The following is a 24,265-nucleotide window of genomic DNA, read 5'->3' as shown; positions in this document are numbered from 1 at the left end:
TCGGCTCAGCCCTTCGTGGCACCCGCGGTGAGGTCGGCCCGCCAGAAGCGCTGGAGGGCGATCATGAGTGCGACCAGGAGGATCGCCGAGACCGCCGAACCCGTCACGACGAGCGAATAGAACATCGGATCGCGCTGGGTCTGGGAGTTCCACAGCGTCAGGCCCAGCGTCACCGGGAAGGTCTTGGTGTCGTTGAGCATGACCAGCGGCAGCAGGTAGTTGTTCCAGATGGTGACGAACTGGAACAGGAAGATCGTCACCAGGGCCGGTGTCATCATCCGTGTGGCGATCGTGCCGAAGATCCGGATGTCGCCGGCTCCGTCGAGGCGGGCGGCCTCGATGATCTCGTCGGGCACGCTGGCGTTGGCGTGGATCCGCGCGAGGTACACGCCGAACGGGCTGACCATGCTGGGAAGCAGCACCGCCCAGTACGAACCTGTCAGACCCACCGTGTTGAGCAGGAAGTACAGCGGCAGGGCGATCACGGTCGCCGGCACCAGGACCCCGCCGAGGATCGTGGAGAAGAGGACCTCGCGTCCGCGGAACGGGAACTTGGCGATGGCGTACCCGCAGGCGGCCGAGATCACTGTCGCCACGAGTGCGCCGACACCGGAGTAGATGATGCTGTTGCCGACCCACGTGAGGAAGGCCCCGCCGTCCTGGGTGAACAGGGCCACCAGGTTCTGCCACGCCTGCGGCGAGTCGGAGAACCACAGCCCGAAGGTGGAGAACAGGTCGCCCGGCGACTTGGTCGCGGCGATGATGACCCACACCAGGGGCAGGAGGAAGTACACGCCTGCGACCGCCAGGACAGCCGTGACTGCGGTGGTGCCGATCGGGTCGGCGGATGGCCGTCGATTCACCATGCCCGGTTCCCCTTCCGGTTCACGATGCGCAGGAATCCGAAGGAGAACACGAATCCGAGGATTGCGACGATCACCGCCATCGCGGCCGCGAGGTTCGGGTTGCCCTGCGCGAAGGCCTGGTTGTAGGCGGCGAGATTGGGGGTGAAGGTCGAGCTGATCGCGGTCGTGAGCGGCCGGAGCACGAGCGGCTCGACGAACAGCTGGAGGGTGCCGATGATCGTGAAGACCGTCACGAGGATCACCGACGGGCGAACGAGCGGGAGCTTGATGTGCCACACCGTCGACCACGCAGAAGCCCCGTCCATCCGCGCCGCCTCGTACAGCTCGGAGGGGATGGCGTTGAGCGCAGCGACGAGGATCACCATGTTGTAGCCGGCGAACCCCCACAGGGCGATGTTCGCGATCGCGAACAGCACGTTGCCGCTGGAGAGCGGATCGAATTGGATGCCGACCGCAGAGAGGACTTGGAGGATGGGGCTGGTGGCGGGGATGTACAGGAAGCCCCACAGGAGCGTGGCGACCACACCGGGCACGCCGTACGGCGCGAAGTACAGGACCCGGAAGAACTTCGGCCAGCGGGCCTTGCCGGAATCCAGCAGAAGCGCCAGGCCCAGGGCGGTGACCACCATGAGCGGCACCAGGATCACCGAGAACAGCACCAGACGCCCGAGGCTCGTGACGAAATCCGGGTCGGTCAGCGCCCGAGCGTAGTTGTCGAAGAAGACGAACGTCGTCTCGGGGGGACCGAAGCCCAGCCCGCTGCTGCGGGTGGAGAACAGACTCTGGACGATCGCGTACACGATGGGTGCCACGAAGAAGAGCACGAACATCACGACGAAGGGGAGCACGAGCACCCACAGCGCCGCGGGGGTGCGGCGACGGGTGCGAGGTTTCACAGCCAGGGTCACGGAGGGTCTTTCGGTCGGATCCGGGGAGGGACGCACCGGCGTGCGCCCCTCCCCATGGTCGGGAGGAAGATCGGGTCAGTTGACCGCGATTCCCCGCTCCTCGAGGGCGGCGACCATGTCGGTCTGCGTCTTCGCGTAGGCGTCTGCGAGCGGCGTGCCCGTATCGACGGCGGCCTTGACGTTGTCGGTCAGCGCGGCGAACAGGGTCGAGGAGAGCGGCGGCCACTTCCACGTCGTGTCGACCGCAGCATCCGACTCGGCGAAGACATCCCAGATGTCCTGGCCGCCGTAGAACGCGAACACTTCGGGGTCCTCTTGCAGCACCGCGATCTCGGACGTGTCGGCGATCGCCGGCCATCCGGCGCCGATGTTGGTGAGGATGCTGACGCTCTCCGGATCCGAGTTCAGCCAGAGCGCGAACTCCGCGGCGGCCTCCGGATTGGCCGAACCCTTCAGCACGGCGCTGGCCGAGCCGCCTGCCCAGGTCGCCGAGACGTCCTCACCGGCTGCCCACTGCGGCATGGCGCCGACGGCCCAGTTGCCCGCGGTATCCGGGGCCGTTCCGCGCAGGATGGCATCCGCCCACGATCCCGAGATCCAGGTGACGACGTTGCCGCTCTGGATGTCGGCGTTCCATTCACTGGAGAAGTCGGCCTCGATCTTGACCAGGTCCTCGTCGATGAGCTTCTGCCAGAAGTCGGCCACGTTCATCGTCGCCTCTCCGTCGATGTCGACGCTCCACGCGTCACCCTCGGCGGCGAACCAGTTCGCTCCGCCCTGCTGGGCGAGCCCGATCATCCACGGCGCCTGGTTGAAGGCGAACGCGGCGATGTAGCGATTCGGGTCGGAGGCGCGGATGACCTTCGCGGCCTCGTAGAAGTCCGCCCAGGTCTCGGGGTACGCGATGCCGAGGGAATCGAAGATGTCCTTCCGATAGAACTGCCCGAGGGGACCGGATGCCTGCGGGACGGCGTAGACACCGTCGCCGAAGACGCCCGTCTCCCACTGCCACGGCACGAACAGGTCGGCCGAGTCGGTCGTGTAGGCGGAGATGTCCTCGAGCGCGTCGTTGATGAGGAAGTCGGGAATCGCGTCATAGCCGAGCTGAACGACATCGGCCGGGTTGCCGGCCTGCACGGCCGAGAGCATCTTGGCGTACCCGCCGTCGGGTCCTGCGGTGATCGTCTCGAGCGTCACCTGGACGTCTTCGTGCGATTCGTTGAACGCGTCGACGGCGCGGTCGATGTTCGGGACCCAGGACTGGAAGGTGATCTCGACGGGCTCGTCGTCGGCGGGCGCGGCGTCACCGCCGGCGTTGCTGCAGCCGGCAAGGACGAGCGCCGAGGTCAGACCTGCGGCGACCAGAAGCGCGGCTCTGCCGTGACTCCTCCGTGCGGTTGTGGACATTCTTGCTCCCTTGCAATGCGGTGCGGAGACCGGGGTTTCGGATGGTGCGCCCCGAGGCTACGTCGAGGCAGAGCCATGCGGACATGGCGGATGCCGTGACAAGCCTGGACGATTCGACGGTGCGCTCGGCGGCGCAACGAGGCCGTCGGCCTCAGACCCGGGGAGCCCCATCGGCTCGAGCCAGGCGCACCGCGACCACGGCAGCACCCGGCGACGGCGCGACGCCGAAGGAGACGGGCGCCGCAGGCGGCGCCGGAAGGACCTCGACACGCAACGACGTCGCGCCCGCCCGCTCGGGCGCGGTGATACGCCACTCCCGCCCGTTCCACAGCGCGTCCGAGACAAGGCGGTCGCCGTCCCAGGCGCGGGCGACGTCGCCGATCCAGTCGATCACGACGGTGCCCGTCGTCTCGGTCAGCTCGAGGTCGATGATGGCGGCCTCGCTCCAGTCCAGCGGGACAGCCGCCCGGCCGCCCGCGCTCACCGGGCCCGGCGGCGGCGGACCGGCCTGACGAGCGAGGCGCCACGACGAGATCGACGTCTCCGCAACGGTCGGCTGCCCGTCGAAGACGAGCCGGCCGTCGACGACGTCGAGCGACAGCCCCTCGGCGTCGCTGAGCACCAGCATCCGCGCCAGGGTCGCTCCCGCGCGGCGCAGTTCCCACCATCGCCCCGGCCCCTCACCCTCGACCGCCGATGCCTCGGCGTCGGTCTCGAACGCGAAGGGGATCCCATTGGTCTCGGTCAGCACCAGGAGCGGCAGCCCGCCCCAGAGGACTTCGGTCGTCGGCTGCGCCGTCGCCCAGGCGAGGACCACCGCTCCCGGCTGCGCGCCGATCGGAAGACCGAACGGCCAGACGAACGCCGCCCCGGAGGGGATGTCGACGGCGGGGAAGCGCAGGATCCCATCCGGACGCTCGATCGTGAACGTGACACCCGTATGATCCGGCATCTCGGTGTGCGGCTGGTGGTTCACGACGAATACGAAACCGGACGACCCGTCCGAGCGTGTCGACCAGCGCAGCCTGGTCGTGTCGGGATGATCCGCGGCGTCGTCGGGGAACGTCGCGGGCATGTCGGCCAACGCTGGTCCCCAGCGCTGCAGGAACAGATGCTGCCGACGCAACCGGAACCAGCTCTCGCGCGGTGCGCCGTCCACACTCAGCGGTGCCCCGAAGTCGTAGCCGAGCTCGGCGAAGTCGTTCGGCGCGCCTACGGCCTGCGCCTCCTGCACGAAGCGCCGGGGATTCCGGCCGTCGGCGTACATGTAGTACCCCTGCCACACGCTTCCGGAGGCGAGCTTGGCCAGTGCGAGGGTCTCCACATCGGATGCCGCCACCGCCGGTCGGCGGTGGTAGGCCGCCACCATGCCGACGCCCAACTCGCAGGTGGCGAACGGGTGCGCCGGCGACGGCTCCGCACCGGGCGCTGCACCCTCGCGGTGGTCGGCGCCGATGCCGTCGTCGTCGCGCCGAGGCGAGATCTGGAAGTTGCCGAGACTGCGTTCGTCCCGCCCGTCGGATGCCTCGATCCAGAAGGAGTCCGAGTAGCCGCCGTACGAAGGCAGCACGCCCGCCGGCAGGCGAGCACCTCCCCATGCGGTCGCCGTCCACAGCGGCGCCGTGAGCCCCACGCGCTCCGCGATCGCCCGCAGCGCCGACAGGTGCTCAGGTCTGTCGTAGAGCTCGTTGTCGACCTGGATCGCGAAGAGCGGCACTCCGGTGAGCTGCGTCGCGAGCGCGGTGTACCAGCGTTCGACCTCGGCGAGGTAGCGGGGATCGTTGGTGCGCACCGGGATGCCGGAGTGCACGAGCCAGTCGGGAAGCCCGCCGTGACGCACCTCCGCGTGGGCGTAGGGCCCGATGCGCAGGATGATCTCCAGTCCGAGCGAGCGGGCACGGTCGACGAACCGTCTGAGGTCGAGGTCCGCGTCGAACGACGGCGCACCCTGGACCGGCTCGTGGTGCGTCCAGATGACGTAGCTGGACACGTGCGTCAGACCACCCGCGCAGGCGCGCCCGAGCACGTCGTCCCAGTGCCGGCTCGGCACCCGGCTGTAGTGGATCTCACCCGACACCGGGAAGATCGGGGCGCCGTCGCGGGTGAGCGCGCGCGTGGTGGACGCGACCACTCCGTCGCCGACGCCCGGGAACGGCGCGGCGGGAGACGGCCGCGTCACGCGGATCCGGGCGGAGGAAGTCAGCTCACACGCGCCCGGGAGTGCTGTCGCGCAGCTGGACCTCGAGGGCCATCGCCGCATCATCCTGTCGCCACTCGTCGTCGATCGCCGCCTGCAGCGCCTGGTAGCCGACCTCTTCGAGCGGCACGCGCACAGTGGTCAGCGATGGGGTCATGTCACGGCTGGCCGGGATGTCGTCGAAGCCCGCAAGGGCGATGTCGGCACCGACCGATCGTCCCGCGTCGCGCACGACCGACATCGCGCCGACCGCGACGACGTCGCTGATGGCGAAGACGAGCGAGCCGGTCGGGATGCCGTCGGCCAGCGCATCCCGCATGAGCCGCTGACCGCCCTCGCGGCTGAACCCGTTGCGGTAGATGCGCGAGACGGGACCGAATCCCTCGATGAACCCGGCGATGCGATCGTCGGACGTGCGCACGCCGTCGGGCGCGCCGAGGATGATCGCCTCGGAGTATCCCCGAGCCGCCAGCGCCGCACCCAGGGCACGCGCCCCGCCGTGGTTGTCGATCAGCACGCTGCGCACATCACCGGCGCCGGGCCCGAGCGCGACGATGCGTCCCCCTGCTCCGGCGAGCGCGGTGAGCTCCTGCTGGAGCGCAGGCGCGGACGAGTCGTCGCTGCGCGACGCGGCGAGGATCAGCGCGCGCGGCCGCTGACCGCGCAGCGCCCGCACGAGCCGTGTTTCGCGCTCCGGATCACGCTCGGTGATCGCGATGGTCACGACGAGCCCCGCATCATCGGCGCCGCGCGCCACTCCGGAGGCCAGCTGACCGAAGTACGGGTCGGCGATGTCGGCGACCAGGAGGGCGACGATCGCCGAGGTGCCGCGCGCGGTGGCCTGCGCGGAGAGGTTTGCGGTGTAGCCCAACTGGGCGGCGGCCGCCTCGACGCGCTCGCGATAGCTTTCAGCGACCTTGCGGGCCGAACCGTTGAGCACCCTGGACGCGGTGGCCAGGGAGACGCCCGCTTCGCGCGCCACATCGTGCAGGGTGGCCGTCGTCCGCGCCGGCGCCGTCGTCTCGCTCACGGGGCAGAGTCTACGGCCGACGCAGGTGCATGCTGACGGACGTGCCGAACGCGGCCGCCGTGCGCTCCACCACGGTCAGCGGGTCGGTGTCCCAGATGTCCTGGTTGAAGATCTCCACCTCGATGTCGCCGGAGTACCCGGTGGCCTCGACCGCCTCGGTGAGTGACGCGAAGTCGATGACGCCGTCGCCCGGGTAGTGGCGGGACAGCAGCACATCCGCGGGCAGCGGGGTTCGCCAGTCGCACACCTGGTAGGTCGCGATGCGACCCTCGCGTCCCGCGCGGGCGATCTGCGGCAGCACGTCGGGATCCCAGAAGACGTGGAACGTGTCGACGGTCGCCCCGACGACGCTCGCGTCGAAGTCGGCGGCGATGTCCAGCGCCTGCCCGAGGGTGGATACCACGGCGCGATCGGAGACGTACATCGGATGCAGGGGCTCGATCGCCAGCGTGACGCCGGCGGCCGCGGCATCCGGAACCAGCTCGCCGATCGCGTCGCGCACGCGTTCGCGCGCACCGACGAGATCTCGCGAGCCCTCCGGCAGACCGCCGGCGACCAGCACGAGGATCGCCGTCGAGCCGGGCGCTCCGGCTGCGGCGAGCGTCGCGGCCTCTTCGATCGCGACGCGGTTGTCGTCGATCGAGGCGCGCCGCGCCGGGCCCTCCGGCATGGTGAAGAACCCGCCGCGGCAGTGCGTGGTGAACCTGAGCCCCGAGTCGGTCAGCATCGAGGCGGCCGTCGCGAGCCCCACCTCGGCCACCGGTTCGCGCCAGAGGCCGATCGCCTGCACGCCTGCTTCGGCCGTCACGCGCAGCGCCGCGGCCAGGTCGGCGTACTTGATGGTCGCCTGGTTGATCGACAGGCGCGGGTCGACCGTCACGCGTCGACGCCGTTCAGCCGCAGCATGCCGTGCCAGCGCTCCGCGGCGAGTTCCGGCTGCTCCAGTGCGCGCGACGCATTGGCCAGCTCGACGATGCGCGACAGGTGCGGCAGGCTCCGCGCGGAGTGCAGGCCCCCGACCATCTGGAACGCGCTCTGGTGGCCGTTGAGCCACGACAGGAAGGCGACGCCGGTCTTGTAGTAGAACGTCGGAGCGGCGAAGACCTGCCGGCTGAGCTCCTCGGTCGGGCCGAGGATCTCCAGATACCGCGCGGGGTCGCCGGCATCGAGGGCCTGGATGGCGGCGGATGCAACGGGGGTGATCGCCGCGAACGCGCCCAGCAGCGCGTCGGAGTGGCCCTTCCCGGTTGCCGAGCCGGTGGACGCGTCGACCGTGTCGCCGCCGATCAGCCCGACGTAGTTGAAGTCGTCGCCGGTGAACATCCGGACGCCCTCCGGCAGGCGTTCCCGCACGGACACTTCGGACGCCGCATCCAGCAGGCTCATCTTCACGCCCGAGACCTTCGAGGGATCTTCCGCGATGATCTCCAGCAGCACATCCGCGGCAGCCCGCCAGTCCGTGTTGCCGAAGTAGCCGGCGAGCATCGGGTCGAACGCCGTTCCGAGCCAGTGCAGCACGACAGGGGTGGTGGCGCTGGCGAGCACCTCACGGTAGACCCTGCGGTAGTCCTCGGCGCTGTCGGCTGCACGGGCGAGATGGCGCGAGGCCATCAGGACCGGACCGGCACCCTGCTCCTCGGTGAAGTGCAGCTGCTCCTTATACGCGTCGATGACGGCGTCGATCGAGACGAAGTCGTCCTCGAGGTGATCGGTGTTCACGCCGACCACCACCGAACCGCCCTCCTCGCGGGCGACCTGGGCCGAACGCGAGATGAGCTCGCGAGTCGCCGCGGCATCCAGTCCCATGTTTCGCTGTGCGGTGTCCATGGCGTCGGCGACACCGAGTCCCCACGAGTACACGGCACGGCGGAAATCCAGCGTGGCATCCCAGTCGACCTCGGCGGGCCTGCCCGGCGTGTTGTCGGCCCAGGTCTGCGGCACGACGTGCGCCGCGGCGTACGCCACACGACTGCGCAGCGCAGCGGTGGGTTTGGCGTAGCCGGCCGCCTCGACGAGCTCGACGGAGGAGGTCGCGCCGTCCGGCGAGAGGAGTGTGAGATCGGCCACAGATCAGCCCAGCGCGAGTGCGGAGAGCTCGATCTTGCGACCCTCACGGCTGGAGCGGAGGCCTGCCTCGGCCAGCAGCACGCCACGCGCGCCCGAGAGCAGGTCGAACTCGTAGGGGGTCTCCTGCACGTATGACGTCAAGAATTCCTCCCACTGCTGGCGGAAGCCGTTCTGGAACACGTCGTTCGTGGGCACATCGGCCCAGTCGGCGTCGTAGTCGTGGCCGTCGGCGAGGTCGGGGTTCCACACCGGCTTCGGTGTGGCGTTGCGGTGCTGGATCTTCGCGCCGAACAGTCCGACCACGGCCGAGCCGTGTGTGCCGTCGACGTGGAACTCGACCAGCTCGTCGCGGTTCACGCGGACGGTCCAGCTGGAGTTGATCTGCGCGATCGCGCCGCCCTCGAGCTCGAAGATGCCGTACGCGGCGTCTTCGGCGGTGGCCTGGTACGGCTCGCCGTTCTCGTCCCAGCGGGTCGGAATGTGGGTGGATGCCTGGGCGTAGACCGTCTCGACCTTGCCGAACAGGTTCTCCAGGACGTAGTTCCAGTGCGGGAACATGTCGACGATGATGCCGCCGCCGTCCTCGGCGCGGTAGTTCCAGCTGGGACGCTGCGCGGGCTGCCAGTCGCCCTCGAACACCCAGTAGCCGAACTCGCCGCGCACGGAGAGGATCCGCCCGAAGAAGCCGGACTCGATGAGGCGCTTGAGCTTCTGGAGGCCCGGCAGGTACAGCTTGTCGTGGACGACACCGGTCTTCACCCCGGCCGCGGCGGCGAGGTTCGCCAGCTCCAGCGCCTCTTCGACCGACTCGGCGGTCGGCTTCTCGGTGTAGATCGTCTTGCCCGCGGCGATGGCCTTGCGAAGCGCGGATGCCCGCGCCTTGGTCACGAGGAAGTCGGCGTAGATCTCCCAGCGGGGATCGGCGAGCGCCGCGTCGATGTCCGTGGTGTAGTCCTCGATGTCGTGCTTGGCGGCCAGCTCGGCCAGCTTGGCAGCGCTGCGACCCACGAGGATCGGCTTGACCGTGACCCGCGTGCCGTCACTGAGCTCGATGCCGCCCTGGTCGCGGATCGCGAGGATCGAGCGCACCAGATGCTGCCGGTAGCCCATGCGACCCGACACCCCGTTCATGATGATGCCGATCTCGCGCACCTGCGGGCGATCCGGTGTTGCAACGACGGGCGCCGGTGCCAGAGTCGTGTCGGTCACGGGGTCCTTCTCTCTTTCGGTAAACGCTTTCCCACAGTGTGGCACGTCATTTTCAGCGGCGCAACTAGGCCAGTCGGACGGCCGCCCACGACACCGGCGGCAGTGTCAAGAGCAGCGCTGAATCGACGACGCGCACGTCGTCGAGCGCGCGAACCCCCACGCGTTCGGGGCGCTCCAGCGTGTTCGCGGCCGAGATGTCGTCGTCGTGGAGCAGATGGGATTCGGTGACCGCGACGTCCCGCCCGAGCACGGAGGTGAGCAGGCCGAGGTCGATCGTGGCGGTCGCGGCATCCGTCGTCGAACGGTTCACGAGGAACACGCTCACGCCCTCATCGTCGGCCGTCGCGACGGCATTGAGCTGGGGGACGGCACCGAACCGCGCACTCGGCACCGTCTCACTCTCGATCTGCACGCGCACGGCACGACCGGTCGCGAGGCGGGAGGTGATCGAGAACGGGAAGAACGTGGTCTGACGCCACGCGGGTCCGCCCGGTTCGGTCATGATCGGCGCGATGACATTGACCAGTTGCGCGAGGGATGCCGAGCGCACCCGGTCCGCGTGCTGCAGGAGCGTGATGAGCAGGTCGCCGAAGACGACGGCATCCAGCGCCGAGTACTGGTCTTCGAGCTGACGCGGTGCAACCGGCCACTCGTCCGGCCCGTAGGTGCGCGCCTGCTCCTCCCAGCGCGTGAGGTACCAGACGTTCCACTCGTCGAACGAGATCATGATCCGCTTGTCGCTCTTGCGGGCGGCTGCGACCGCATCCGCCGTGGCCACGACGCTCTCGATGAAGCGCTGCATGTCCACCGCGGAGACGAGGAACTCCTGCGCGTCACCGTCGTGCTCCTGGTAGTAGGCGTGGCACGAGATGAAGTCGACGTCGTCGAACGTGTGCTCCAGCACCTGTCGCTCCCACGTGCCGAAGGTCGGCATCGAGCGACCCGACGATCCGCAGGCGACCAGCTCGATCGAGGGGTCGAGCTGACGCATGCCCTTCGCGGTGCGCGATGCGAGCTTGCCGTAGTCGTCCGCGTTCCGGTGGCCGAGCTGCCACGGGCCGTCCATCTCGTTCCCGAGGCACCACATCTTCACGGCGAACGGCTCAGGATGCCCGTTGGCGGCGCGCTCGTCAGTACGGGCGGTCGGCACCGAGGTGTTCGCGTACTCGAGCAGGTCGATCGCCTCCTGCGTTCCCCGGGTGCCGAGGTTCACCGCGAGCATCAGGTCGCTGCCGACCTTCTCGAGCCACGAGGCGAATTCGTGGAGCCCGATGCGGTTGGTCTCGGTGGCGTGCCACGCGAGATCGAGACGGCGGGGCCGGCTCTCGATCGGTCCGATGCCGTCCTCCCACCGGTAGCCCGAGACGAAATTGCCGCCCGGATACCGGATCGTGGAGACGCCGAGCTCCTTGACGAGGTCGATGACATCGGTGCGGAACCCTTCATCGTCGGCGGACGGATGCCCCGGCTCGAAGATGCCGTCGTAGATGTGGCGCCCGAGGTGCTCGACGAACCCGCCGAAGAGCCGGCGATCGATCTGCGCGATCTCGTTCCGCGGGTCGAGGTGGACGCGTGCGCGAGTCATCGGACTCCTTCGAGAAGTGCGGGCTGGAGGACCGGGACGAGGGCGAACAGCACGCCCTGCGGATCGAGGACGGCCCGCTGGAACGGGGCGCCGGTCTCGGCGTCCGTCCCGGCCAGAGTGAATTCCACGGTGTGCTCGCCGTGGTTGATGAGGGTCACGAGGTCTCCTCGGCGTGCCGCCTCGACACCGGGAGGCAGGTCGGCGACGACCGGCTGGACTCCGGAGGCCGCGATCACGGCGCCGATCACGGCGTCCAGCCCTGCCTCGTCCGGGAGCGTGGCGACATACCAGCCCTGCCCGTCGCCGTAGCGGTGCGCCGTGAGTGCGGGCTCCCCCGCTGCCGCGCCGTCCTCGAAGGTCGAGACGACCTCGGCCTCGGTCGCGTGCACGATCTCGGCGACCTGGCGGCCGATTCCGGTGGCGCCGCCGAGCCGGAACCGGACGGTCTCGCCCTCACCCGGTCCGGCGGCGGCGGTCTGGGCACCGACTCCGGACCCCCCGGTGCTCTGCCCTCCGAGCGCGCCGAAGTCCTCGAAGCGGATCCCGAGGACCGGGCCGAGCTGGGTGAGGAAACCGCCGGCACGGAACTGATCGTTCCCGTCGACGATGTCGCTGAACGGCCCGGTCAGGAGGGTGCCGCCGCCCTTCACGAACCGGGTCAGCGCTGCAGCGCCCTCCTCGCGCAGGAGGTAGAGCGCCGGCGCGAGGACGAGGTCGTACCCGTCGTCGACCCCCTCCGGCGCGACGATGTCGACCATCAGTCCGCGGGCGTGCAGCGCGCCGTACCACTCCAGGCTGAGTGCGAGGTAGTCCAGCTGCACCGGATGGTCGCGCTCTTCGACCGCCCACCAGTTCTCCCAATCGAACACGAGGGCGACCCGCGCATCGCGCCCTGGCGCGGGAAGCTCCGGCAGCGCGCCGAGTCGCGACCCGAGGTCGGTGACCTCTCGCCATGTGCGCGTCTCGGTGCCGGCGTGCGGCAGCATCGCGGAGTGGAACTTCTCACTGCCCGCCCGTGACTGGCGCCACTGGAAGAACATGATCCCGTCCGCGCCGCGCGCGATCGACTGCGCCGTTTCGGCGGCCAGCACGCCGGGGCGCTTGCCGGGGTTGGTGGGGCGCCAGTTCACGGCATCCGTCGCCTGCTCCATCAGCAGCCAGGGCACTCCGGGCTTCAGGGAGCGGACCAGGTCGCGCTGGAACGCCGCGTCGCGCACCCGGTGCGGATTCGTCGGATCCGGATAGCAGTCGTCGGCGATCACGTCCATGAACGGCGCCCACGTGCGGTAGTCGGCGGGTTTGAACGGTCCCATGAAGTTGGTCGTGATGGGCTGGGTCGCCCCAGCCTCGAGCAGGATCTCCCGCTCCATCAGGTAGCACTCCAGCAGCATGTCCGACGTGAAGCGCCGCCAGTCGAGCATCGACGACGGATTGTGGCTGTAGGGGGCGAGCCGCGGCGGGAAGATCTCGTCGAAGTCCCCGTAACGCTGCGACCAGAAGTTGGTGCCCCACGCATCGTTGAGCGCATCGATCGCCCCGTACCGGGCGGCGAGCCATCCGCGGTACGCGTCGCGCGCGGCATCCGAGAAGTCCATCCACAGGTGGCAGCCGAACTCGTTGCCGACGTGCCACATCACCACTGCGGGGTGAGCGACGTACCGGTGCGCAAGACGGCGGACCAGGTCTCCGGCGAGCCTGCGGTAGGTCGGCGACGACGGCGCGAAGTGCTGGCGACTGCCTGGCCAGTACGAGGCGCCGCTCTGGTCGGCCGGCAGCGTATCGGGGTAGGTCGCACTCACCCACGGCGGAGGCGACGCGGTCGCGGTCGCCAGATTGACCTGGATGCCGCCGGCGTGCAGCGTGTCGATCACCGTGTCGAGCCAGTCGAAGTCCCACACGCCCTCCGCGGGCTGGATCCGCGACCAGGCGAAGATGCCGAGGCTGACGATGGTGACGCCCGCCTCCCGCATCAGGCGCACGTCCTGGTCCCACACCTCTTCCGGCCACTGGTCGGGGTTGTAGTCGGCGCCGTACAGCACGAGTCGTCTCCTGGAGGGATGGGGTGAAGCGGGGAATGCGGTCAGGAGGCGCGGCGGCGCCCCGGACGCTCCGGAATGGCGACGGCGGCCATTGCAGCGCAGCCGAGGCCGGCGATGATGAGCGGGGGCAGCGCCCAGGTGACGACCACGACGAACACGACGGTCGCGACGAGGTACATCGCGCCACGGAGATCTCCGATGAGAACCGCGGGGACGACCGTGACCGCTGCCCGCCAGCCGCGTTCCGGGGTCCAGGCCGCTGCCGCGGCAAGCAGCGTCACACCGACCGCGGCGAGCCCGACCCACCCGACGGCGGCGATCACGGGACCGCCGGGAAGGGCGCCCGAGTTCGCGAGGTCGATGTCGAGCAGGAGGATCGCGGTGAGCACGAGTCCGACGACGCCCACCACCAGTCCCGGCAGGATGCCGGTGCGCATGTCCGCCCAGAAGAACGCGAGACGCGAGTCCTCCCCGTGCAGGTAGCGACGCAGGTGCCGGATGCCGGCGGCCAGCGCCGCCGGAAGGGTGATCAGGGGGATCGACAGGAGGGTGATCAGCGTGCCGATCATGAGGACCTCGCCGAACAGGGCGAAGCCGGCTTTGGCCCCGGGGAACCGCGCGATCGCGTCTTCTCCGGTGGGGCCGGCGCCGGATGCGGCAGCCCGGCGCGCGGCCTTCTCTTCCCGTCTGGTCAAGGTGGGCATGTCAGCCCTTCAGGCCTTGGGTGGCGACGCCGTCGACGAGGAAGCGCTGGAAGACGAGGAAGAAGAGCAGGACGGGGAGGAGGGCGATGAAGGAGGCGGTGACGGTGGCGCCGTAGTCGCTGGAGGAGGTCTGGTCGTTGTAGAGGCGGAGGGCGATGGGGAGGGGGTAGTTCTCCGGGGACGTCAAGTACAGCAGCGGGCCGAGGAAGTCGTTCCAGGCCCAGATGAACGCGAAGATCGCGCAGGTGATCAGGGCGGGGCGGATCAGCGGCAGGATGATCGACCAGAAGATGCGGAGGTGTCCGGCGCCGTCGATGCGGGCTGCTTCGTCCATGTCGCGGGGCATCTGGCGGATGAACTGGACCAGCAGGAACACGAAGAACGCTTCGGTGGCGAGGAATTTCGGCAGCAGCAGCGGGATGAACGTGTCGACCAGGCCGAGGCTGTTGAACAGGATGTACTGCGGGATGATCACGACGTGGAACGGCAGCAGCAGGGTGCCGATCATCGCGGCGAACAGGATCCCGAGGCCTTTGAACTGGATGCGGGCGAACGCGTACGCCGCCAGCGCGGACGAGAGCACGGTGCCGATCACGGAGCCGACGGCGATGAGCAGGCTGTTGCCGAAGAAGCGGAGCATGGGGACGCCGGCGATGCCTTCGGACACCTTGATGTAGTTGTCGATAGTCGGGTTATTGGGCAGCAGGCCCATGTTCTGCCCGAACTCGGCGTTCGGTTTGAACGTCGACAGGAACAGCCACACCAGCGGGTAGAGCACGACCGCGGTGATCGCGATCAGCACGATGAACCAGATCACCGTCTGCCAGGTGGACCGCTTCACCCTCCGGCGCGGGCTAGTGGTCTTGGAGTCCGGGTCGACCTCGTTCTCGGTGAGGATGAGCGCGTTCTCGGCGAAGGATGAGGTGGTCATTTGCTGTCTCCTGCGTAGTGCACCCAGGACCGTTGGGTGCGGAAGAGGATGAACGCGATGATCGCGACGACCACCAGCAGCACCCAGGCGATCGCCGAGGCGTACCCCATCTGCCCGTCACTGAATCCGCGCTTGTAGAGGTACAGGGTGATGAAGTTCGTCATCCCGGCGGGACCGCCGGACCCGTTGCTGATGATGTACGCCGAGGCGAACACCTGGAACGCGCCGATCAGACCCAGCAGCAGGTTGAAGAAGATCACCGGCGACAGCAGCGGGATCGTCACCGCCCGGAACCGATGCCAGGGACCGGCGCCGTCCATCTCGGCCGCCTCGTACAGTTCCTTCGGGATCTGCTTCAGCCCGGCCAGGAAGATCACCATCGTCGCACCGAACTGCCAGATCGCCAGCAGGATCATCGCCGGCAGCACCAGCGCCGGGTTCCCGATCCACCCGCCCAGATCGAGGCCGAAGAACGACAAGCTGTTGTCGACCGGGCCGTCGTTGGCGAACATCGCCCGCCACACGATCGCCACCGACACCGACCCGCCGATCAGCGACGGGGCGTAGAACGCCGACCGGAAGAACCCGGCCCCCTTGTCGCGGTAGTTCAGCAGCATCGCCACCCCGAGCGCGGCCGCAAGGGTGATCGGGGTACCCACCAGCACATAGATCAGCGTGATCTGCGCCGACTGGATGAACGACGGATCCGACGTGAACATCCGGATGTAGTTGTCCAACCCGATCCACTTCGGCGGGCTGAAGATGTTGTAGCTCGTGAACGACAGGTACAGCGAATACACCATCGGGATGATCGTCAACCCGAAGAACCCCACCAGCCACGGGATCAGGAACCCGTAGCCTGCGAGCGACTCCTTCACCAGCCGCTTCCGCTGACCCGGACGATTCAGCTGCTCAGCCTTCTCGGTGCGCACGAGCGCTCGGCGTGACGACTTCTTCCCGGTCACGATGACTCTGGTCGCAGTGGTGGTCACGTCGACTCTCCTGGCTTGTATGGGGCGGATGGTGGAGGGGGGCGGGGTTCGGATGCCGCGGCATCCGAACCCCGTCGATCTCACTGGTTGAGGACGACGTCCATCTCGGAGAAGAACTGCGACACAGCCTCGTCGACGGTGATCGTCCCGAAGTTGAGCTCGACACCCAGCTGACGGAACTTCTCCTCCAGCGTGCCGTATCCGGTGATCGGCACGGGCGGGGCGTCGCCGAGGCGGTCGGCGATGGACTCCTCGTAGTCGGCGATCTGCTGGCTCAGCGGGTCGAGGTCAGCGGCGGCCAGCGCCGTCGCGGACGCGGGGATACCGCGGTTGGTTCCGAAGATCTCGCCCGACTGCGGCGAGTTGATCAGGAAGTTCACCAGTGTCGCGGCCGCCTCGGGGTGGTCGGTGTTCGCCGAGATCGAGTGCAGCTGAGAGGCCTTCAGGTACAGATCCTTCGCACCCTCCTCCGTCACCGGCGGTGCGACCAGCGACAGTTCGGTGTAGTCCGCGCCGAGGTTGCCGAGATACCCGGAGCCGAAGTTGTCCCATGTCAGCTCGGATGTGGCCAGCGCGGTGTCGAAGCCGGACTTGGGGTAGACCTCTTCGAGGGTCTGCTGGGGGACGACGACACCGTCGCGGATGTCGGTTCCGGACTCCCAGTACGCCGTCAAGTCCTCCTCGGTGAAGTTCGGCTCGCCCTCCTGCGTGAACAGGTCCTCGCCCTTTGCGCGCTGCTGGATCTCGAAGCTCTGGATGCGGCCGGTGTAGTCCGTGCCACCCCAGATCGTGCCGCCGCCGGCATCCGTCACCTCGGCCATCCACTCCTGGTAATCGTCCCAGCTGCCACCCTCGAAGTCCTCGACGCCGAGCTGTTCGAGCAGCTTCGGGTTCGTGTACATGCCCCACGCGTTCGTGGAGGTCGGAATGCCGGTCGTGACGTCGTTCACGACACCGATGCCGAGGATGTTGTCGCTCAGCGGCTCGGTGTCGATGATGTTGCCGAGGTAGGGGTCGAGGTCCAGCAGCAGACCGTTCTCGGAGTACTGCCGGAGATAGTTCATGTCGGTCGCCATGACGTCGGGGAGGTTCTTGCCCGCCGCCTCGGTCTGACGCTTCTCCCAGTACTCCGGGAATCCGAGGAACGAGGAGTTCACGGTGATGTTCGGGTACTCCTCTTCGAACGCCGCGATCACCTTGTTGTAGAGGTCGGCGCGCACGTCGTTGCCCCAGAAGGCGAGGTCGAGCGTGACCTCTTCATCGGGGTCGAACGTCGGAACGGCGTCGGGAGCCGCACCGCTTCCGCCTCCGGCGCAACCGGCCAGAACGAGTGCCGCCCCGGTGACCAGGGCGAGGGTCGAACCGACCCGCTTCTTGCTGAACATCCTTGTTCCTCTCGTGAACGACTGCGTCCGGCTTCCCGTCGAAGACGATATGGGAAAGCGCTTGCCGGTAACCGTACTACGCAGAAAAACGTTTCGCAAGGCTGGATATTTCGAACGCCAGCGTTTCTCCCCATCCGTCCGCCGGGGTGATCGTGATCTTCGTGTCGCCGAAACGCTGGGTCCACTCGCCGGCGCGACCGAGGAAAGGCTGGACGGCCGCGATGACCTCGTCCGAGTCCACTCGGTCCACGACGATCCAACGCCCTGCACCGAACGTCTGCGATGAGGACCACGGCTCGGCGGTCAGCCACTCGGCGATGACCACGGTTGCCCCTGCCTCGGCGCGCGATCTGACCAGAGCCAGGGTCCGTCTCGGGAGTCGGCTCCCGACGACGAAGAGGAGCTCGGGTGCGCCGAGCCGGGCGTCGGTGACGTGCTCGTCGAAGACCAGGACGTTCCTCGACGCATGGAAGAGGCCGTGGACGCGCGTCTGCTCTGCGGCGCCTCGCGGGAGGGGGAACTGCGCACGCGGTACGTCATCCAGCAGTGCACGAGGGAACTCGTACCCCGCGATGTGCAGCGAGCTGCCGTGTGCGGGGATCGTCCCGTGCGAGATGACGTGCCATGCCTCGAAGACGCTGCGCGAAGTCTCGGGAGCAGTCGCCGACCGGTTCCCGAACGGGTGTCGGCCGCGTCCGAAGTCGCTGTCCTCGGCATGGATGATCACGACGTCCGCCGTGGCTTCGTCGAAGCTCCAGCGCAACGGGGTGGCCGGCACGTAGTCCCGCACGAACTGCTGCCAGACCTCGCCGTACTCGGTGAGGACGATCGCATCGTCGCCGGCGTGCCGAAGGAGCACATCGAGGTTCTCGACGAACATCGCAGACGGCGCGAACAGGTAGGCCATCCGGAGAGCGGAGGCGAACTCCGCGGGCGAATGGCCGGGGAACCCCGGCGCGCGCGTGATCCACGGGCCGATGTCGGGGCCCCACAGATCAGCGCAGATCCAGAGATCGCGGCCGTACTGAAGCGACGCCCCGAGGGCTGTCGCCAGTTGGAGGGGCTGGAAGGACTCCTTCATCACTTTCGGAGTCGGCGTCATCCCCGCGCGGGCGAAGGTATGGAACAGGACGGGGAACACCTGTTCGGCGAGGACGGGCACGCGCGCAGCGGTCGCACGCCCGGCCGACCCGTGATCGACGGCGTGCGCGACGTCGCCCACGATCCCCCGGATCGTCGTGTCGATCAGACCGATCGATTCGTCGGCGCTCAGGCCGGCCGTGTCGCCGAAGTGCGGCAGGAACGCGTCCTTCCGATACTGCGAGGCGTGCAGCTGCAGATGTTCGGGCTCGTCGTAGAGCACGCCGGCGAGCCGTCCGCATCCGACGGCAGCCTCGATCTCCGCGGTCGGAAGATCGTATCGATTGGTGCCCTCGACGTAGGGCCCGTTGATGTTGCCGAACTCATTGCCCAGGACGACGTCGATCCCCGCGTCATCGAGGTCGCGGAGCATCCGGTCGCCGGTCGGCTCGGTCGGGATCACGTGGTGCACGTAGAAGTCGGCGCCGAGTCGCCGCAGCGCGGCGACGAATCCTCCCGGCGACATGGGCGGGTCCTGCGAGGCGATCGTCACGCCGGTGCCGGTGCGCATGATCGCGTCCGACCCGGCGCCCGCCCAAGGATCGTGCATCGCGACGACCGGTCCCTGGATGCCGAGGGCTGGACGATCCTGCGGTGTGTTCACTGCGAGTTCCTGTCTGCAGGACGCTGGACCGGGTGCTCGAACGGATCGAGCACCCGGTGGGTTCACTGGGCCAGGGCGACGTCCATCTCGGCGAAGAACTGCGCGACCGCCTCGTCGATGGTGAGCGTGCCGAAATCCAATTCCTCGACCAGTTCGCGGAATTTCTCGTGAAGCGATCCGTATCCGACGATCGGCACCGGCGGCGCGTCGCCGAGACGATCGGCGATGGATGCCTCGTAGTCGGCGATCTTCTGGCTCATCTCGTCGAGGTCCGCGGCGTCACGAGCGATCTGCGACGCCGGAAGACCGCGGTTCGTGCCGAAGATCTCGCCGGATTCCGGTGAGTTGATCAGGAAGTCGATCAGCATCGCAGAGGCGAGCGGCTGCTCGGTGCTCGCTGCGATCGAGTACATCTGCGACGCCTTCAGGTACAGGTCCTTCCCGCCGGTCTCATCCAGCGGCGGGGCGATCAGCTCGAGCTCGTATCCCTCCCCGAGGTTGCCCAGGAAGCCGGATCCGGTGTTGTCCCAGGTGAGGTCGCTCGTGGAGAGGGCCGCATCGAAGCCCGTGAGCGGAGCGATCTCGGAGAGTCGCTGCTGCGGAACGAGCGCTCCGGACTCGCGCAGCGGCTGGATCGCTTCCCAATAGGCGGTGAGGTCCGCTTCGTCGAATCCGGGTTCGCCTTCGTCGGAGAACAATTCGCTGCCCTGGGCGCGCAGGTACAGCTGGAAGTTCGTGAAGCGGCTCGTCGGATCGACCCCACCCCACACGTCCACACCAGCGCTCTTGCCTGCCTCGCTGACCTCGGCCAGCCAGTCGTAGTACTCGTCCCAGGTGCCCTCCGTGAAGGCATCGACGCCCAGTTCATCCAGCAGCGTCGAGTTGAGGAACATCCCCCAGGAGTTCGTGGCGAGCGGGACGGCGGCGGTCACGCCGTCGACGACGCCGGCCTCGAGCACGGCGGCGCTGAGCGGCTCGGTCTGGATCGTCGTCCCGAGGTACGGCGCCAAGTCGAGCAGCGTCCCGTTCTGCGCGTACTGACGGAGATAGGCGAGGTCCATCGTGACCACGTCCGGCAGGCCGGCGCCCGCGGCCTCCACCTGGCGCTTCTCCCAGTAGTCCTCCGGAGCGAGGAACAGCACCTTGACGTCGATGTTGGGATTCTGCTCTTCGAACACGGCGACGGCTTCCTCGTACAGCGCAGCGCGGACGTCGTTGCCCCAGAACGAGAACGAGATCGAAACGTTCTCCGCGGGATCCAGCGTCGTCTGGGGTGCGGCATCCGGACTGGACGCACAGCCTGCCAAGAAGGCTGCCGTAACGCTGCCGGCAACCGCGCCCAGGGCGATCCTGCGCGAACGCGACTTCGTGAACATCATTGTCACCTTTCGATCCGTGCGAGAAACCGGTTTCTCGCCGATGTGAAGACAGTCTGACAAACCGGTTGACCGAAATCAAGCCGGAATCGTCGCGAGCAGGCGGCCGTCGAGAACCAGGAGGCGGACCACGTGCACGGCGCTGCGACGCTGATCGAGTTCAGCGACGTCCGCGATCTCGCTGCCGTCCCACCACGGATGGGTGAAGTGAAAGAGCCGGGCGGTCTCCCCGACGACCACCACCGAACCGTGCCGCCCGACCTGAGAACCGTCGCGCGCGCGGTCGTGCTCGCCGAGGATGACCGCGTCCTCGTCGCCCTGGCGCTCCCATGTCGTCGCATCGACGGAGCGATGGACCGCCATCCCGCGCCACTCATCGGTGAGCATCCACCACCAGCCGCCGAGCGGGAAGACGAACGGCCCCTCGTGCGGCCGCCCGCCGATCACCCGGCCCTCGACCCGCCAGTCGTCCAGGTCGGCCGACACCGCTGCCCACGTGGTCGACTCGTCCGCCTCATCCTTGTACCAGAGTCGCCACACGCCGTCCGGGCAGGATGCGACGGCGGCATCGATGACACGGTCGCTGGAGAGCGGGACGACGCCGCGTCGGCGCCACTGCGCGAGGTCGTCGGACTCGTAGTCGACGATGCGCCGTGCGTGTCCGTCCCAGCGATCCGGGACGCCGTCGATCTCGGTCAGGTACATGCGCCACCGGGTGCCGTCGTGGACGACATCCGGCGCCCAGTGCGTCCGATCGATGTCGGCGGGCGGCGCGCCCGCGCGAAGGTGCAGGCCCGAAGCATCCGGCTCGAGGGTCCCCACGTACGACCAGTCGACGCCATCCGGGCTGTGCGCTATCCCGATCCGGCTGCCGTGCACCCACGCGACGCCCGGGCCGGGATCGGGGTGGGTCGCCCGCCGCTGCGTGTAGAACATCCACCACGTCCCCTCGGCGAGGACGACGGTGGGATCAGTCGCACCGTCATAGACCGGGTCGCGGTAGATCTGCCGTGGAGCGCGAGCGGTGTCGCTCCGCTCGCTCATGGATGCACCCTCATCGACCCGGGCGCAGATCGGTGACGGGACTGGCGAACCCGCGACGGTGGGTCGGATGCGCGGCCAGCGCGGCGGGCGTGATCACCGCTCCGCCGGCGGCGGCAGAGGCGTAGATGGCGGCGACGATCTCGAACGAGCGCGCCGGCTCATCGGCCGTCGGCGGAAGCGGGGCGCCGGACAGCAGCGCGTCGAAGACGTCCCGCAGCAGGGGGGCGTGATCGCTGCGCTCCTCCACCTCGGGAAGCGCCCACGTCGCCGCCTCGACCTCGTCGACGTGCGGGGCGGCGGTGATGCGCCAGTTCTCGTGTCCGTGACCGTAGAGGTGGTCGACGGTGATCGTCGCCTTCTGCGTATCGATGCGGATCGAGCTGGTCTCACGCGGAGACACGGCGCTGGAGACGACTTGGGCGACGGTGCCGCCGGCGAAGGTGATCGTCGCGGTCGAGACGTCTTCGGTCTGCGTCTCGCGATCCAGGCGCCAGAGCCGGCCCTGCACCCCGGTCCATTCGCCGAGCAGGAAGGCGAGCAGATCGAGCTGATGGATGCCGTGGCCCAGCGTCGTCCCGCCGCCTTCGGTCTCCCACTTGCCGCGCCAGGGCACCGCGAAGTAGTCCTCGCCCCGATACCAGAGGGTTTCGCAGGTCGCCACGAGTGGCCTGCCGAGCGCACCAGCGCTCAGGAGCGAGCGCACATGCGCAGCAGCCGTGCCGGTGCGCTGCTGGAAGACGACCGCGAGTCGGCGATCGGCGGACCGGGCGGCGGCCAGCATCGCGTCGAGCTCGGCCAGTGAGGGAGCCGGCGGCTTCTCGACCACCACGTGCGCGCCGGATTCCAGGGCCGCGATCGCCTGTGCGGCGTGCGCCACCGGTGGAGTGCACACCAGCACGACGTCCGGATGCTCGGTGGCCAACAGCTCCTCCAGCGTGTCGTACACCGCCGGAACGTCCCACTGCGCCGCGAACCGCTCTGCGGAGGAGCGATCGAGGTCGCTCGCGGCGACGAGGGCGGCGCGCGGGTGGGCGGCGACCGCACGGGCATGCGCCTGCGCGATCGCGCCGGTGCCGACGATCGCGCAACGAAGAGTCGCGCCCCGGTTGTCGTGCTCTGACATCAGATCTCCTCCGTGAAGTCCCAGGTGCGCAGGCGTCCGCACATCCCGAATCGGCGCGACCCGGCATCCGGCTCCGCTCGTCGTACCGACGCGCCTGCCATCGCGCCGGCCTGCCCGGCCGCAAGGGCGTCGAGTTGCGCGCGCGTGCGTGCCGTCTCGGCCGCGACGCTCGCCTCCCAGGTGTCCCGCCACTGTGCGACACGTGGCCGCACCAGCCGGGCGGCGCGTTCGAGCAGCTCGGCGTATGCGACCGGACCTCGGGCGCGGATCGCCTCCCGCAGCTCCAGGTAACCGGTCATGGCGAGGTCGCGCCGGCGGCGCGCGGCATCCGCTCGCTGCTCCTCGCTGCCTGGCGGCAGCGCCGCCGCCCGAGCGTACTCGTCCGGGTCAGCCAGCACCGTCGCCGGGAAGGTGAGGACGGCATCGCCCGCCTCGGGGAGTCCGCCGTTCTGCATGACGACCAGCAGCCGCAGGTTCCCGTGGTTGACGAGGCGATGAACGGTGCCGGGCGAGAACCACAGCACGCTCCCCTCGCCGAGCGGATGGATGGCCGCGCCGTCGCGGTCGATCGTGTGCACCGCCCCGGAACCGCCGGTCACGACGTATCCCTCGCTGGAGGCGGTGTGCAGGTGGGGCGATCCGCCGCAGAGCCCGTCGACCGCCTCCCAGTCGTAGACCTGGAGATCGCTCACGGCGACAGCGCCGGGAAAGCGCGGTGTGCTCTGCGTCACGGATGCAGCTCCTCGGCCAGCTCGGCGAGCTCGGCCGCTCTCCACACCCTGTCCAGGAACACGTGACGGTGGGTGAGCGCCAGCTCTTCGCCGTCTCGGAGCACGATCTCCTGGTCGAACGAGGGCGACGGCGCCAGCACGGGGATCGGCTCGCTCCGGACGAACCACCGGATCGCCGGTGCCGCCGACGACGTCCCGGCGAATGCGAGCACCGTCGCTCCCCCATCGACGTCGTCGTGCTGACCGGTGAACCCGACCCAGTCGGCGGCGCGTCCCATCAGATCACCGGCGGTCCGATCACCCGCGGCGATCACCTCGCCACCGGTCCAGGCACGCGGCATGCGCAGGAACAGACCGGTGTACCCTGCGGCGGGCCGACCCGCCGTCGTGGGGCTCCCGAGGTGCAGGTCCGCGCCGCGGATGTTCCGGAGGGTGGTGGCGAAGTCGAGCACCCAGTATCCGCGCTCCCGGTCCAGGATCGGGAAGCGATGCGTGCGCGTCTCGGACAGCCACTCCTGCCCGCTGGCCGCGATCCAGGTCAGCTGCTCGCTCATCCCCACATCCGGGCCGGATGCCACGACCTCCGAGAATCCGTCGTGGCGGATGCGCCCGACGTTGTCCAGCCAGACGTACCCCTCGCCCTGGACGAAGGACGGGCCACCCCAGAAGTTGTCCCCCGACACGTGGGTCCAGGTCATCTGCAGACCCTTGTGCCAGCGGTGATCCCACGGTCGGTAGCCGGTGACCAGCCCGCCGTCGAGTGCGCGCAGCGGATGCCAGTACGGCTTCGGCGACTCGACCGCGGGCGCGTCGGGCGCGAACACGTAGCGCCCGATCTCGATGTCGCCCGCGGTGACGACCACGTCGTCGGGTCGGATGTCGAGGGTCGGATTCTCAGCCATGCCAGCGGTGTCCGGTTCTGTCGTC

Annotated in this window: 20 protein-coding genes; all 20 read right to left on the bottom strand. The window is 68.7% G+C overall.

The window, feature by feature from the left end:
• Positions 1–5: 5 nt before the first annotated feature.
• Positions 6–866, bottom strand: coding sequence for a carbohydrate ABC transporter permease (locus BLT19_RS04740; protein ID WP_091487130.1), 861 nt, complete (start codon positions 864–866; stop codon positions 6–8).
• Complete coding sequence (locus tag BLT19_RS04735) at positions 860–1,774, bottom strand: carbohydrate ABC transporter permease (RefSeq protein ID WP_231917795.1); 915 nt, start codon at positions 1,772–1,774, stop codon at positions 860–862. The genes BLT19_RS04740 and BLT19_RS04735 overlap by 7 nt, the downstream gene beginning before the upstream one ends.
• A 75-nt stretch (positions 1,775–1,849) precedes the next feature.
• A complete protein-coding gene (locus tag BLT19_RS04730; protein WP_091487128.1) occupies positions 1,850–3,181 on the bottom strand; it encodes an ABC transporter substrate-binding protein in 1,332 nt (443 codons plus the stop codon).
• A gap of 151 nt (positions 3,182–3,332) precedes the next feature.
• Complete coding sequence (locus BLT19_RS04725) at positions 3,333–5,360, bottom strand: beta-galactosidase (RefSeq protein WP_172825591.1); 2,028 nt, start codon at positions 5,358–5,360, stop codon at positions 3,333–3,335.
• A gap of 25 nt (positions 5,361–5,385) precedes the next feature.
• Positions 5,386–6,408: a LacI family DNA-binding transcriptional regulator gene (locus BLT19_RS04720; protein ID WP_091487123.1), complete on the bottom strand. Its 1,023-nt coding sequence runs from the start codon at positions 6,406–6,408 to the stop codon at positions 5,386–5,388.
• A gap of 10 nt (positions 6,409–6,418) precedes the next feature.
• A complete protein-coding gene (locus BLT19_RS04715) occupies positions 6,419–7,288 on the bottom strand; it encodes a sugar phosphate isomerase/epimerase family protein (protein ID WP_091487120.1) in 870 nt (289 codons plus the stop codon).
• Positions 7,285–8,475 (bottom strand): dihydrodipicolinate synthase family protein, encoded by a 1,191-nt coding sequence (locus tag BLT19_RS04710; protein ID WP_091487118.1) that lies wholly within the window; start codon positions 8,473–8,475, stop codon positions 7,285–7,287. The genes BLT19_RS04715 and BLT19_RS04710 overlap by 4 nt, the downstream gene beginning before the upstream one ends.
• Positions 8,476–8,478: 3 nt before the next feature.
• Positions 8,479–9,684: a Gfo/Idh/MocA family protein gene (locus BLT19_RS04705; protein ID WP_231917794.1), complete on the bottom strand. Its 1,206-nt coding sequence runs from the start codon at positions 9,682–9,684 to the stop codon at positions 8,479–8,481.
• A gap of 64 nt (positions 9,685–9,748) precedes the next feature.
• The gene (gene arfA, locus BLT19_RS04700; protein WP_091487115.1) at positions 9,749–11,269 is read right to left on the bottom strand and encodes an arabinosylfuranosidase ArfA; all 1,521 of its coding nucleotides are present in this window, start codon (positions 11,267–11,269) and stop codon (positions 9,749–9,751) included.
• Positions 11,266–13,308: a beta-galactosidase gene (locus BLT19_RS04695; RefSeq protein WP_091487113.1), complete on the bottom strand. Its 2,043-nt coding sequence runs from the start codon at positions 13,306–13,308 to the stop codon at positions 11,266–11,268. The genes arfA and BLT19_RS04695 overlap by 4 nt, the downstream gene beginning before the upstream one ends.
• Before the next feature lie 41 nt (positions 13,309–13,349).
• The gene (locus tag BLT19_RS04690) at positions 13,350–14,012 is read right to left on the bottom strand and encodes a hypothetical protein (RefSeq protein ID WP_231917793.1); all 663 of its coding nucleotides are present in this window, start codon (positions 14,010–14,012) and stop codon (positions 13,350–13,352) included.
• 1 nt (position 14,013) lies between these two features.
• The gene (locus BLT19_RS04685) at positions 14,014–14,943 is read right to left on the bottom strand and encodes a carbohydrate ABC transporter permease (RefSeq protein WP_091487110.1); all 930 of its coding nucleotides are present in this window, start codon (positions 14,941–14,943) and stop codon (positions 14,014–14,016) included.
• On the bottom strand, positions 14,940–15,935 hold the full coding sequence (locus BLT19_RS04680; protein ID WP_091487107.1) for a carbohydrate ABC transporter permease: 996 nt from the start codon (positions 15,933–15,935) through the stop codon (positions 14,940–14,942). The genes BLT19_RS04685 and BLT19_RS04680 overlap by 4 nt, the downstream gene beginning before the upstream one ends.
• 80 nt (positions 15,936–16,015) lie before the next feature.
• The gene (locus BLT19_RS04675) at positions 16,016–17,320 is read right to left on the bottom strand and encodes an ABC transporter substrate-binding protein (RefSeq protein ID WP_091487105.1); all 1,305 of its coding nucleotides are present in this window, start codon (positions 17,318–17,320) and stop codon (positions 16,016–16,018) included.
• Positions 17,321–17,396: 76 nt separating this feature from the next.
• Positions 17,397–19,064 carry a hypothetical protein gene (locus BLT19_RS04670; RefSeq protein WP_197673023.1) on the bottom strand — a complete coding sequence of 556 codons (1,668 nt, stop codon included), beginning with the start codon at positions 19,062–19,064 and terminating at the stop codon, positions 17,397–17,399.
• Positions 19,065–19,126: 62 nt separating this feature from the next.
• Positions 19,127–20,440: an ABC transporter substrate-binding protein gene (locus BLT19_RS04665; protein WP_091493304.1), complete on the bottom strand. Its 1,314-nt coding sequence runs from the start codon at positions 20,438–20,440 to the stop codon at positions 19,127–19,129.
• A gap of 78 nt (positions 20,441–20,518) precedes the next feature.
• Complete coding sequence (locus BLT19_RS04660; protein WP_091487102.1) at positions 20,519–21,484, bottom strand: family 43 glycosylhydrolase; 966 nt, start codon at positions 21,482–21,484, stop codon at positions 20,519–20,521.
• A gap of 10 nt (positions 21,485–21,494) precedes the next feature.
• The gene (locus tag BLT19_RS04655; protein ID WP_091487100.1) at positions 21,495–22,607 is read right to left on the bottom strand and encodes a Gfo/Idh/MocA family protein; all 1,113 of its coding nucleotides are present in this window, start codon (positions 22,605–22,607) and stop codon (positions 21,495–21,497) included.
• Entirely contained in the window at positions 22,607–23,338 is a 732-nt protein-coding gene (locus tag BLT19_RS04650; protein ID WP_091487097.1) for a cupin domain-containing protein, read from the bottom strand. The genes BLT19_RS04655 and BLT19_RS04650 overlap by 1 nt, the downstream gene beginning before the upstream one ends.
• Positions 23,335–24,240, bottom strand: a complete 906-nt coding sequence (locus tag BLT19_RS04645) for a DUF6807 domain-containing protein (RefSeq protein WP_091487094.1) — start codon at positions 24,238–24,240, stop codon at positions 23,335–23,337. The genes BLT19_RS04650 and BLT19_RS04645 overlap by 4 nt, the downstream gene beginning before the upstream one ends.
• Between the last annotated feature and the right edge of the window lie 25 nt (positions 24,241–24,265).

This window comes from Microbacterium pygmaeum, assembly GCF_900100885.1.
GTDB lineage: Bacteria > Actinomycetota > Actinomycetes > Actinomycetales > Microbacteriaceae > Microbacterium > Microbacterium pygmaeum.
Note: the sequence above shows the minus strand (reverse complement) of the source record. Positions and strands in the feature narration are given on the sequence as shown.